Raw genomic sequence first — 12,767 nt, 5'->3', positions numbered from 1 at the left:
GCCTGAACCAGTTGTTGAGCCTGAACCAGTTGTTGAGCCTGAACCAGTTGTTGAGCCTGAACCAGTTGTTGAGCCTGGCGTAAATGATTCTCAGTTAACAGCACACTCTGATGAAGATCCACGTACGTTGCTGCGTTGTCCACCTCAAGAGCTGACAGGCGAGTGGAACCCAGAAAAGTGGGATTACTGGTTGCAAACTGCTCGTGAAAGCGAGGTATTGGCACAAGATGAGCTAGCACTAGCACGACAAGGTACAATGACTGGTCAATGTAATGGTAAAGCCACGTTTTTGACCAGTGTTGATAGTAAGCATTTGCAGGTCACTTTTCAGCAATTGGCAGCTAAGCTACAACAGCAATTTACGCAAGCTGACATTGACTTGAAAATTGATAGTAGTATCATGCAGACCGAAGATAAAACCCCAGAGCGCCGACAGAAAAAACGTTTAGAGCAAGCGAAAACCGTTGCCGAAACGAAATTACTAAAAACACCAGTAATGCAGTATTTAACTGAACGCGGTGAGGGGAAAATGGGTAAAGTACAGCTGTATTGAGATTTTGGAGCAGTGATTGCTCAAAATATCTAAAAGTATATTTATATATTGAACGTAGTTTTATATTAAATATCAAGGTGATAGCAATATATCACCTTGATATTTTTGTTTTTATTACGGGTCAAAATATATTTATCAAACAAGAGAGAACCATTTGATAACGATAAGATGAATGCAAAGTCGTTATAATGGTTAAGTTATATTAAAAACTGAAATGACGTTTAGGTGAGAATATGTTGGATAATTTACGCGGTATGGCTGTGTTCGCCAGTGTGGTCGGACATGGTTCTTTTAGTGGCTCAGCACGTGAGCTAGGTATTACAACCAGTGCGGTCAGTCAGCAAATTCGTTCGCTAGAGAACGAGCTTGGCGTGGTATTGCTACATCGCTCAACTCGTAAGCTAAGCTTAACAGAAGCTGGCGAGAGCTTTTATGAAGCGGCAAAAGATGTCGTCAGTGCAGCGGAGCAAGGGCGTATCAAAGTTAATCAATTGCGTGATGAGCTAGCAGGTAGCTTGCGTGTATCGACGACTCCTGAGCTTGGTGTTAATCACATACTGCCAGCACTCTCTACTTGGATGGCGGCACATGATGATTTAAGCGTCACCTATCTAGCTGACAATCATTATATTGATATGATTGATGAGCGTATTGATATTGCCATTCGCATGAGCCCATCGATTAATGATTCTAGTTTGAGCAGTCATCCATTGACCGATGTGCGCCAACTATTGGTTGCTTCACCTCAGTATTTGCGTCAGCACAGTAAGCTAAATACGCCTAAAGACTTGGCTGAGCATCAATTAATCTGTATTGAGATCATGAAAGATGCCAATCAGATCGATATGATTCAGACTGAAACTGGCAAAAAAACGCGTGTCAAAATGAACTCGCGTATCTATACCAATAACGTGTTTATGGCAACGACGTTGGCTAAAGAAGGTCACGGTTTGGTTAGAATGTTAGAAATGGACGTCAAAAAAGAGCTTGAGAGTGGTGAGCTGGTAGAGGTGTTGACTGGCTATCAATTACCAAGCTTTGTGCTATATGCGGTCACTTTAAATCGTGACCAACAGCCAGCTAAAATCACTCGTTGCCTAGAAGTACTAAAAAAATACTTCCATGCAAATTAAGTGTTGTTCTCACTACGCACGAAACGTTTTTAGTTAGCAGTAAGTAGTTAGCAAAAAGCCTATAGATAATGAATCATCTATAGGCTTTTTTGTTGTCTGTTATTAACGTTGAAGCATGCTTTAAAATGATGGCTTTAACAGGTTGATTAAACGCTCAGCGACTTGTGTGCTTTCATCACGGCTCATATTAAGTGGTGGCAGCAAACGTACAACATGACCACCCGTCACATTGATGATCAGCTTTTGCTCATCACGGGCACGATCTACCAGTTGGCTACAATCCATATCTTCAGGTAGCGCGATACCAATCATCATACCTGCACCGCGACTGCTAACACCATGTTGGCCAAATGTATCAACGATACTTTCTCTGATAAATAAACCCTCAGTCACTGCGTTTTCCATGATATTACTATTTGCTAGCACGTCGTACACGCTATGTACCACACGGCTGGCTAATGGCGTGCCACCATAAGTAGAGCCATGGCTACCAGCACCAAACAGACCATTGGCACGGCCACGTACCATGCACGCACCGACTGGGAAACCATTACCTAGACCTTTGGCTGTCGTCAACACATCAGGACGAGCATTGCTATGTTGATAAGCAAAATATTTACCAGTACGACCATTACCTGTTTGTACTTCATCCAGCATAAATAGCCAGTTATGAGCGTCACATTCTGCTTGTAGCTCTTCCAGATAAGTAAAGCCATTGGCTGCAGTATTCAAGCCACCTTCGCCTTGAATCGGCTCTACAAAGATAGCGCAGATATCATCATGTTCTTGAGCAGCTTGTTTGACAGCATCGATATCGCCAAATGGCACACGAATAAAGTCTTCATCTAGTGTATAAAATCCTTCACGCGCTTTTGGATTTGCAGTAGCTGACAAAGATAATAACGTACGACCATGGAACGATTGCTCCATTACGATAACTTTTGGACGTTTAAAACCTTGCTTGTACGCGTATAAACGTGCCAGTTTCAATGCAGCTTCATTGGCTTCGGCGCCACTATTGGCAAAAAACACACTGTCCATTTGGGCTGCGGTACATAATATTTCTCCAGCACGCTCTTGCCAATCAATGCCGAACAAGTTGCTCGTATGAATTAACGTACCTGCTTGTTGCTGAATCGCGTCAGTGACTTGTGGATGACAGTGTCCTAAGCCGCATACCGCAATACCAGTCAAAGCATCTAAGTAAGGCGTGTCATCTTTGGTATAGAGCCAACTGCCTGCACCGCGTGTAAAGCTGATTGGTTGACGATTATAAGTGGGCATCAGATAAGTAGCAGACATGTAAAGCATCCTTGATATAATAATTGAGTAAAAGTGTGGGTTATAGCTCGTCAGAAAAAGGCGTGGTTTCTGCAGGTAAGGTGTAGTCTTCGTTTGCCCAAGCACCTAAGTCGATCAACTTGCAGCGACTGCTACAAAACGGCTTGTATTTATTATCTTGCCAGGCCGTCTGAGTGCTGCAGCGTGCACAAGGGTAGGTCTTTGGGGGCGTATTTACAGTAGAGTCAGTCATAAGAAAAGAGCAATGTCCTAAATATTATTAGTATCGGTTGCATACGGCACAAGTATAAAACGCATCCGTCATTTAAATTACGACGAAACGAGGCGTACTTGCTATCGCTATATTACTATTCAATTGGATTGACTATATAATAGCATGGGGCCGAATAATGACAAAAGACAAATGCTTTAAGGATAGTAGATGACCGACAATATTGATCTCACGCATCAGCAAGAGCGTGCCTTTCAACCACAAAAACTGTCAGCACCGCGTGACTTTATTATTCCAAATATCATTAATGACAATAAAAATGAAAAACCGTTGATGCTAGAGATTGGGGCAGGGAAGGGTAAGCATGCACTTAGCTTTGCCGCACAAAATCCTGATAAGCATCTGATAGCCATTGAACGCACGCGTAATAAATTCGAAGCATTCTCAAAATTAGCTACTCTACAAAATTTATCAAACCTAGACGCGATTCATGCGGATGCGATTGCATGGACAGTGCATGCCATTAAACCAAACAGCTTGGCTAAAATCTTCATTCTTTATCCCAATCCTGAACAGCACAATCCAAATCAGCAATGGCTGAACATGCCTTTTTTTGAGTTTCTCTTATCACGCTTGCAGGTGGGCGGAGAAGTGATATTAGTGACTAATATCGAATCCTATATGGACAATGCAGAACACCAAGCAACCAAAGTATGGTGTCTACCATCAACACGTTCTCGAGTACCAGCGACCAGTCAGCGCACTCATTTCGAAGTGAAATATCTTGCCCGACAAGAAGTGTGTTGGGAGCTAAGCATTCGTAAGCCGAAGTGGTATAAAACAAGATTTGATGATTGGCAGGTAAGTGCTATAAGCGAAAAATAATAGCCTAAGTAAATATAGGGCTTATGTCAGTGATACACAGTAAAGTTAATAATATTAGATATAAAATAGCCTAAGCAAATAAAATCAAAACATTGAAAAGCCGTCACTAAAGGACGGCTCAAAATTTGCACATTTTATAAATAAGGTTTTACGAGGCTGTTAGAGTTGGTATGCGCATCTAAAACAGTCAAAAAGGTATATGCACCGATAAACTTACGGCTGATAAACATAAATTCTTTTGGTGGCAGATTAAATTCAAAGGACTGCATTGCGCGTGTAGCCGTAGTAGATAGGCGTGAATGTAGTTTACTGTTCGCCCAAATATAGCGATTCTGCTCATCCAAACATTCGCTAGGGATATTGGTGTTTTTCTCAGGGTCACTAAAAGGCTCGGTAGCAAGCAAAAATAACGAGGCAATATCCGAACGTACTTTATTACTCATGCTATCGAAAAAGTCATATCCTTTCATAGCAAGGCTCATTGCTTGCTGATCATGGCGATATCCTGCGCGTAGTAGACCACGGGCAATCGTTAATAGGTTACCATCAAACTGACGAATCGCTCCAAAATCTAGCAAAACCAATCTATCGATATCTTTTTCGTTTTCGCTCACACGCACCAGATAATTACCAAAGTTAGGATCGGTCTGCATTTCACCCCATACAAAAATCTCTTGCATCATGATTTCTATAGCTGCTTGACCAATGGCATTGCGGCGTTCATGAGGTAATAGCTGCAATGCTTCTGAAACCACAGTAATACCTGGCTCGTATGACATGCATAGCAGACGTTTTTTAGAATAGTTACGATTAATCTTAGGCACGATATAGCGCGGATCATCGATTAAACGCTCGTAAAAACGTTCTGTCGTAGCCGCTTCTGCCTCGTAATCAACTTCGTGATGGAGTAGGTCACGTATTTCCTCAAACCAAGCATCGAGTGCCCGTGTTTGAGGGACGATATTACTTACTTTTAACAATTGTTTGAACAAAGCAAGATCAGAGTTGATAGCGTCTGCCACACCTGGATACTGAATTTTTAACACAACTTGTTCGCCAGTGGCGAGTACGGTCGCACGATGAACCTGAGCAAGAGAAGCAGTTCCGATAGGTACAGGATCAATGTCTAGCTCATTTAGTTTGTTGCCCAGTAGCTGACGTAATGTTTGCTCAATTGTTGGCCAAGTCAATGTGGCTGTATCATCATTAAGGGTTTGCAAAGCACGCGTGATCTCTGGCGGCAGTATATGCTCACCATAAATCGCTAGCATTTGACCAATCTTTACGACCGAACCTTTCAGTTTACCTAGCTCTGATGCCAGATAATTTGCTTGAGTTTCCATAAATGCCTGATTACGTGCAGTACGTGCTTCTTTATTTAAGAACATACCAGACACGCTATTACCCGCCCAACGACGACCAATATTCAAAGAAGTTTTTGCAATCGACATACGACGATCAAACCCTGAGGTTTTTAGGCTATCGATTGATTGCTTGTTGCTAAAAGGTTTAGACGTATCATTTGCCATAAGTATAATCATTCATCCAATTGGTATTGATTTGCGGGTTCGAAACCTACAATACAAGGGAGACGTGATGCACAGGTACAAAATTGTATCATATAAAGCGCGTTGGTTTTATGAGCCTGAGCTGGCCATTGATAGTTACTTTGTAAGCTAATATCTAGCGGTAACTATTGATAAATAGGTGCTTACTAATTTGAGTATGATTCATAAATAGCTAGAATTTTCTAGCAAGTTCACTGACTATTAAAACTTAGTGAAATCTATTTATAGCCAATAGTTAAGTATCAAAAAGATACTAAAAAATAAGACCTAGCATTATGCTAGGTCAAATAATGATGTAGAACTTAAAATAGAAAAATACTATTAATCAAACATATTGAGCGAAACCTTCGCATTATCTAAAATATTGCCCAAGACGTTACTCAATATGTTTTTTAGTATGCTTTAGCTGCTAAGCATTTTCGCGAGTGATGGCATGGTGTCCAATATCACGGCGATACTGCGCACCATCAAAACTAATAGCAGCGGTGACTGCTAATGCGGCTTGCTGAGCATCAGAAATACTATCTGCTAGCGCAGTCACACATAAGACGCGCCCGCCGTTTGTGACGACTTCTTTATCATTATCGTTAGAAAATGCCGTGCCCGCATGGAAAACTTTCACAGCTTCGTCGTTGTTAGGATCTAGTTCTGGCAAGCCAGCAATCACATCACCTTTAAATGAAGTTTCAGGGTAGCCTTTTGATGCAACGACAATACCTAGAGCAGGGCGCGCATCCCATTTTGCTTCACTAGGTAATTGACCTGCCAAACCTTGTGCGACCAAATCGACCATTGATGACTGCAAACGCATTAAGATAGGCTGCGTTTCTGGATCACCAAAACGGCAGTTAAATTCGATGACATACGGATCGCCTGCCTTATCAATCATAAGACCAGCGTATAAGAATCCAGTATAAGGATGGCCTGCATTTTTCATAGCATCGACTACTGGTTGAATCACTTGCTGCATGACTTTGTTATGAACATCGCTGGTAACAACTGGAGCAGGGGAGTAGGCACCCATACCGCCAGTGTTTGGACCAGTATCACCTTCAAAAGCACGTTTGTGATCTTGGCTGGTTGCCATTGGCAAGATGTTGTCACCATCAATCATGCAAATAAAGCTGGCTTCTTCACCCTGTAAGAACTGCTCGATAACCACGCGGCTGCCAGCATCACCGAACTTGTTGTCCGCTAGCATATCGTCGATAGCTTCATGTGCTTGTTCGATCGTTTCAGCAACGATGACGCCTTTACCTGCAGCAAGACCATCTGCTTTAATAACGATAGGCGCGCCTTGCTCATCGACATAGGCTTTTGCAGCGACTGCGTCTGTAAAACCTTGATAAGCAGCGGTTGGAATGTTGTTTTGCTCCATGAACTCTTTAGCAAAAGTTTTTGAGCCTTCTAACTGTGCACAGTACGCTGTTGGGCCCCATGCTTTGATACCTGCTTCACGACAAGCATCAACAATACCCGTGACCAAAGGCGCTTCTGGACCAACAATTACCATGTCGATATCATTATTTTGACAAAACGCGATAACAGCACTATGCTCGCCTGCGTCAGCGTCGGTAGACTCTAGCGTAACGTTTTGGCATTTAGGCTCAAGGGCAGTGCCAGCATTGCCAGGAGCGATGTAGACATTTTTTACATTGTCATCTTTTGCACATTGCCATGCCAATGCGTGTTCGCGACCACCTGAGCCAACCACCAAAATATTCATCATACCTTTTGCCCTTAGCATTAAAGTTAATAGTGAGCGAGTCGTACGCTCTTAAATATGTTGGCATATTCTAACAAAAAAACGCCTTCAATTACCATGAGTATCCGCCTGCCAACACCGAATCATCCATATCGATGTCCAAAACCGCATTGTCTCATTAGTAAAGGTTATCGACACATCGCTGATTCATGAAATGATGTTGTACACTTTAGCTCGCGCCTTATGTGCGTTACACTTCACTATATTGGTAGTATTAAATTCTGATGGCTACATATTAATAAAAAATAAGAGTAAAAAAGGAGAAAATTTCTAACTGTTATAAAAATAAAATAAGTCGCGTGAATGGAAATACTGCACCGTTGCACCAATGATGAATATGCAGTAACAGTAGTCAATCTAAATCGATAAACTTAAATAAATAAATGTTAAACCAAATCTATAAAAAAAGGACGCAGGAAATGCCAAACTCCCTCAGTATCGCAAAAGAGCGCATTAGCCAGATAAGCGATATTGCTACCAGTTATGTACAAAAAGACAAATCGCTATTTGATCATTTTATTCATAGCTATTATCAGCCGCTGCATCAAGAAACTGCAGAGGCGATTAGTAATGCTGACTTGGCGGGCATGGCGCTACATCACTTTACACTACTCAAAGCTTACGACGGCAGCAAGCCGCAGCTGACAGTACTAAACCCAGCAGCAGAAGAGCAGCACTTTCACAGCTCGCACACTGTCATTCAAATCGCAGCTTATGATAGACCATTCTTAGTTGATACGATTTTGATGAGCCTAGAAGCTGAAGGTATCGATGTTCATCGTACTTACAACATCATTATCAGTGTTGAGCGTGATGACAATGGTGATATTACGCATATCGAAGGCGCACATGAAAGTGCCACTTCACATATGTCATTGATTCATTGTGAAATTGCTTACCAAGACAACGAAGACTTGGAAGCACTTCAACAGATGCTTATGTCAAAAATTGACACGCTTGATACAGTCGTTGGCGACTGGAAACAGATGCGTGCTCAGTTGAACGATATCAAAACTGAGCTTTCGACTAAGCCGCTACCGGAAGTATTCTACTCACAACAAGAAATCCAAGCATTTTTAGATTGGATCTTAGACGATCACTTTATATTCTTAGGGTATCGTGAATACCGCTTGGAAGGTGGTCAGTCTATCGAAGTGACTTCTGAGCCGACCGATTTAGATTTATTCGCAATCGGTAACAGTGGCCTTGGTCTATTACGTGGTTCTGAACAAGACAAGCTATCAGAAAGCTTCAGCCAATTGCCTAGAGGCTTAAAGCAATTATTGACTGAGCCGCGCGTGTTGATGCTGTCTAAATCAAGCCGTGTATCACCTGTGCATCGTTCAGTATATATGGACTTTTTGGGCATTCATAAGTTCGATGATAACGGTAATCTAATTGGTGAATACCGCTTTATCGGTTTGCTTACCTCACAAGCCTATCAACTAACTGTACAGCAAATACCGCTATTGCGCGAAAAAGCCAATAAGATTATGGCAATGGCAGACTTGCCACGTGACGGTCATGCTCATCATAAGATGATGCATGTGATTAATACCTTACCGCGTGATGATTTGTTCCAAGCCAGCGTCGAAGAGCTATACCCAATTGTTTCGGGTATTACTCAACTACAAGATAAAAAAAGCTTACGTCTATTTAGCCGTATCGACCATTATCAGCGTTTTGTTTCGTGCTTGGTCTATATCCCGCGTGATAAGTTCAACACCGAGCTACGTATTAAAGTACAAAATGTCCTAAAAGACGCCTATAACGGTATGTCTTCAGGGTTTACCACTGAGTTCAATGAGTCTGCGCATGCTCGTGTGCACGTCCACGTACGTACCGTGCCTGGTCAAGTAAATGACGTCAATATCGCTACACTTGAAGCCAAATTATCAGCACTCATGCAGTCATGGGATGATAATTATCAAAAAATGCTACTCGACAATGTCGGTGAGCAACAAGCCAACGCTTTAAATCGTCGCTTCTTAAATTATATTCCTGCTGCCTACCAAGAGCGTTTCGATGCTCGTACTGCAGTCGAAGATACGAAGCGTTTGGCAGGGCTGACCGCAGAGCACCCAATGCTTTGGCACTTATACCAGTCGACAGGCGATGCACGTAACCAGCTTCACCTAAAGCTATACGGTCGCGAACAACCGGTTATCTTGTCAAAAGTACTACCAATACTTGAAAACTTTGGTGTGTCAGTTATCTCAGCACAGACTTATGAGTTTGACTTGCCAGAGCAACCTATCTGGATGCAAGAGTATGAGTTGACCCTAGAGCATGTCGATACGGTCAATATGCAAGTCGTGCGTGGTCAGTTCGAAGACAGTCTCAAGCAAATCTGGGCAGGTCGCGTTGAAAGCGATTCATTCAATGAATTGGTACTAACGACCAAGCTCGATACTTATGATGTCGTCGTATTGCGTGCACTGTCTCGCTACATGCTGCAAGCACGTGCGCCATTCTCTAGTGCTTATATTCAGCAAACTGTGGTCAAAAACAGCGATATCAGCGTGGCGTTAGGTAGTTTGTTTGACGCACGTATGAATCCTAAGTATAGCCTCGATACGCGTCAAGAAAAGGCTGCTACCATTCAAGAGCAAATCACCGCTGCGTTAGCAGATGTTGATAGCCTAGACGAAGATCGTATCTTGCGCTGGTACTTAGATTTGATCAATGCGATGGTACGTACCAACTTCTATCAAGTCGATAGCGATGGTCAGCGCAAAGATCGTCTGTCATTTAAGTTCTTGGCAGCAGACATTCCAAACTTGCCTAAACCAAAGCCAATGTTTGAGATATTTGTGTATTCACCACGCGTCGAAGCTGTGCACTTACGTGGCGGCAAAGTCGCTCGCGGTGGTCTGCGCTGGTCAGATCGTATGGAAGATTTCCGTACCGAAGTACTTGGCCTTGTCAAAGCGCAGATGGTCAAAAACGCAGTAATCGTCCCTGTAGGCTCTAAAGGTGGCTTTATTGTAAAAACCAAGAGCATGGCTGATGGTCGTGAGGCGTTCCAAGCAGAAGGTATCGCTTGCTATCAGACATTCTTACGCGGCATGCTTGATGTCACAGACAATATTGTAGATGGCAACATCGTCCCGCCAGCCAATACGGTACGCCATGATGAAGACGATCCGTACTTGGTTGTTGCGGCAGACAAAGGTACAGCTACCTTCTCTGATATAGCCAATGCGCTAGCAGCAGAGTACAACTTCTGGCTAGATGATGCCTTTGCATCAGGTGGCTCAGTAGGTTATGACCATAAAGCAATGGGTATCACAGCTCGCGGTGGTTGGGAGTCGGTCAAACGCCACTTCCGTATGCGCGGTATGGACATCCAAAATCGTGATGACTTTACGGTTGTTGGTATTGGTGACATGAGTGGGGATGTTTTCGGTAATGGCATGCTGCTATCAAAACATACTAAACTAGTTGCTGCCTTTAACCATTTGCATATCTTTATTGATCCTAATCCAGATACGGCGGCCTCATACGCTGAGCGTGCACGCTTATTTGAGTTACCACGCTCATCATGGGCAGATTATGAAGCATCATTGATCAGTCAAGGTGGTGGTATATTCTCACGCCAAGACAAAACCATCGCTATCAGCCCTGAGATGAAATCGCTCTTCGATATCAGTGAAGACAGCCTTGCACCGAATGATTTGATCAGTGCGTTACTACGAGCACCTGTCGATCTTATCTGGAATGGTGGTATCGGTACTTATGTCAAAAGTGCAAACGAAACGCATGCTGATGTGGGCGACCGTGCGAATGATTCGCTGCGTATCGATGGTAATGAGCTACGCGCAGCTGTTGTTGGTGAAGGTGGTAACTTAGGTCTAACCCAGCAAGGTCGTATCGAGTACGCTCAAACGGGCGGCCGTATCTATACAGATGCAATCGACAACTCAGGCGGTGTTAACTGCTCGGATCATGAAGTCAATATCAAAATCCTACTTGGCAAAGTGGTCGAGCAAGGCGACATGACTCTCAAGCAACGTAATGAGCTGCTTGAGAGTATGACTGACACCGTAGCAGAACTGGTACTGCGTCAAAACTACTTGCAACCACAAGCGATTGAGCTGAGCCACATCCGCGCAGCAGCCAACTTGAGCGATCATCAACGCTTTATTCAGATGCTAGAGAGTGAAGGGCGTCTGGATCGTGCGATTGAGTATCTACCATCAGATGAAGAAATTGCGAAGCGCCAAAAAGCGGATACTGGTCTGACCAATCCTGAGCTGGCAGTGGTCTTAGCTTATGGCAAGATGTGGGTTTATGACAATCTATTATTGTCTGATTTACCAGATGATCCGTACTTTATCAATGAGCTACGTAAGTACTTCCCAGATGAACTTGCTTCACGCTTCTTTGATGAGATGACTGAGCACCGTTTGCATCGCGAGATTATCAGTACTTACTTGACCAACAGTGTGGTCAACCGTTTAGGTATTGAAGCGCTATTCCGTCTCTTTGAGGAAACCGATCAATCACTAGCCACTATCGTACGTGGTTATGCGATTAGCCGTGATGTATTCAACGTATCGCGCGCTTGGAAAGCACTTGAAGCTCTAGACAATCAAGTTGAGGCGACGTTACTGCTGAACCTTGAGCTACGTCTACGTGATTCACTTGAGCGCGGTGTGGTCTGGTTCATCAATGCCTTTGGGCAAAACCTGCAAGTCGCTGATATGATTAGCCGCTTCAGTGAAAGTGTAGAAAAACTGACCAAGCCAAGTGGATTTATCGAGCAGCAGTTTGCACAATATTTGCAAGAAGACACCGAACGTTTGATGCAAAAAGAGCTGTCTGATAATGACGCTACGCTATTTGCGATGCTACCGTATCATGTCGATGCGCTTGATGCTGCATTGCTTGCTGAGCAATACGAGCGTCCTGTCGATGAGATTGCAACCTTATACTTTGAAGCTTATCAAGTATTGCAATTAGACTGGATGATGGAAAATATTGCGAACCTACCACAGCAAGATTATTGGGATCGCCGTGCTCGCCATGCGTTAGTGAACGAGCTGTCACGCAGCTTGCGCCTATTGATGGATGCGGTACTCTCAAAACCAGATGCTAAGCAAGCATTTAGTGAATGGAGAGCAAGACACGTCGATCAGCTTGCAGCAGTCACCACAGAGATGCATAAGTTGGATGAGCTGCATAGCAACGACGAAGAAGGTCAAATCGGTCTTTCAACGTTGTCCGTATTGATGAGTGAGCTTAGTGGTTTGGTTACTAAGTAATGAAGTAATATCACTCCTAAACTGTCTCACAAAAAACCACCGTCCTTAATGTTCGGTGGTTTTTTATTGTCCAAACGTAATGG

Annotated in this window: 7 protein-coding genes and 1 pseudogene; 4 read left to right on the top strand and 4 right to left on the bottom strand. The window is 43.3% G+C overall.

What is annotated here, in order from left to right:
* Together ACHEVO_RS00490 and ACHEVO_RS00485 are read left to right on the top strand one after the other, a co-directional pair.
* Positions 1 to 553: pseudogene (locus ACHEVO_RS00490) on the top strand (DNA polymerase III subunit gamma/tau); the annotation flags it as partial.
* A gap of 233 nt (positions 554 to 786) precedes the next feature.
* Positions 787 to 1,686, top strand: a complete 900-nt coding sequence (locus tag ACHEVO_RS00485) for a LysR family transcriptional regulator (protein WP_057760292.1) — start codon at positions 787 to 789, stop codon at positions 1,684 to 1,686.
* Positions 1,687 to 1,806: 120 nt separating this feature from the next.
* Here the strand turns inward: ACHEVO_RS00485 and ACHEVO_RS00480 are convergent, their stop codons facing one another.
* Together ACHEVO_RS00480 and ACHEVO_RS00475 are read right to left on the bottom strand one after the other, a co-directional pair.
* Positions 1,807 to 2,988, bottom strand: coding sequence for an aspartate aminotransferase family protein (locus ACHEVO_RS00480; protein WP_394123497.1), 1,182 nt, complete (start codon positions 2,986 to 2,988; stop codon positions 1,807 to 1,809).
* A gap of 40 nt (positions 2,989 to 3,028) precedes the next feature.
* Positions 3,029 to 3,220: a DNA gyrase inhibitor YacG gene (locus ACHEVO_RS00475; RefSeq protein WP_394123496.1), complete on the bottom strand. Its 192-nt coding sequence runs from the start codon at positions 3,218 to 3,220 to the stop codon at positions 3,029 to 3,031.
* A 189-nt stretch (positions 3,221 to 3,409) separates the two neighbouring features.
* Here ACHEVO_RS00475 and ACHEVO_RS00470 point away from each other — a divergent pair, with 189 nt between their 5' ends.
* Entirely contained in the window at positions 3,410 to 4,084 is a 675-nt protein-coding gene (locus ACHEVO_RS00470; protein ID WP_394123495.1) for an SAM-dependent methyltransferase, read from the top strand.
* A gap of 134 nt (positions 4,085 to 4,218) precedes the next feature.
* On the opposite strand, the gene ACHEVO_RS00465 is transcribed toward ACHEVO_RS00470, so the two are convergent.
* Positions 4,219 to 5,613 carry an ABC1 kinase family protein gene (locus tag ACHEVO_RS00465; protein WP_394123494.1) on the bottom strand — a complete coding sequence of 465 codons (1,395 nt, stop codon included), beginning with the start codon at positions 5,611 to 5,613 and terminating at the stop codon, positions 4,219 to 4,221.
* Between the two features lie 448 nt (positions 5,614 to 6,061).
* Entirely contained in the window at positions 6,062 to 7,378 is a 1,317-nt protein-coding gene (gene purD / locus ACHEVO_RS00460) for a phosphoribosylamine--glycine ligase (RefSeq protein ID WP_394123901.1), read from the bottom strand.
* 458 nt (positions 7,379 to 7,836) lie between these two features.
* Here purD and ACHEVO_RS00455 point away from each other — a divergent pair, with 458 nt between their 5' ends.
* Positions 7,837 to 12,684: an NAD-glutamate dehydrogenase gene (locus ACHEVO_RS00455; RefSeq protein ID WP_394123493.1), complete on the top strand. Its 4,848-nt coding sequence runs from the start codon at positions 7,837 to 7,839 to the stop codon at positions 12,682 to 12,684.
* The last annotated feature ends 83 nt before the right edge of the window (positions 12,685 to 12,767 follow it).

Origin of the sequence: Psychrobacter nivimaris (assembly GCF_043419765.1) — a bacterium.
Taxonomy (GTDB): domain Bacteria; phylum Pseudomonadota; class Gammaproteobacteria; order Pseudomonadales; family Moraxellaceae; genus Psychrobacter.
The sequence above is the reverse complement of the archived record's forward strand: the minus strand, read 5'-3'. Positions and strand labels throughout refer to the sequence as shown.

What these genes read in the sequence shown, in the direction of transcription:
- ACHEVO_RS00485 (WP_057760292.1), top strand. Translation starts at nt 787, where the DNA reads ATGTTGGATAATTTACGCGGTATGGCTGTGTTCGCCAGTGTGGTCGGA.
- ACHEVO_RS00480 (WP_394123497.1), bottom strand. Translation starts at nt 2,988, where the DNA reads ATGTCTGCTACTTATCTGATGCCCACTTATAATCGTCAACCAATCAGC.
- ACHEVO_RS00475 (WP_394123496.1), bottom strand. Translation starts at nt 3,220, where the DNA reads ATGACTGACTCTACTGTAAATACGCCCCCAAAGACCTACCCTTGTGCA.
- ACHEVO_RS00470 (WP_394123495.1), top strand. Translation starts at nt 3,410, where the DNA reads ATGACCGACAATATTGATCTCACGCATCAGCAAGAGCGTGCCTTTCAA.
- ACHEVO_RS00465 (WP_394123494.1), bottom strand. Translation starts at nt 5,613, where the DNA reads ATGGCAAATGATACGTCTAAACCTTTTAGCAACAAGCAATCAATCGAT.
- purD (WP_394123901.1), bottom strand. Translation starts at nt 7,378, where the DNA reads ATGAATATTTTGGTGGTTGGCTCAGGTGGTCGCGAACACGCATTGGCA.
- ACHEVO_RS00455 (WP_394123493.1), top strand. Translation starts at nt 7,837, where the DNA reads ATGCCAAACTCCCTCAGTATCGCAAAAGAGCGCATTAGCCAGATAAGC.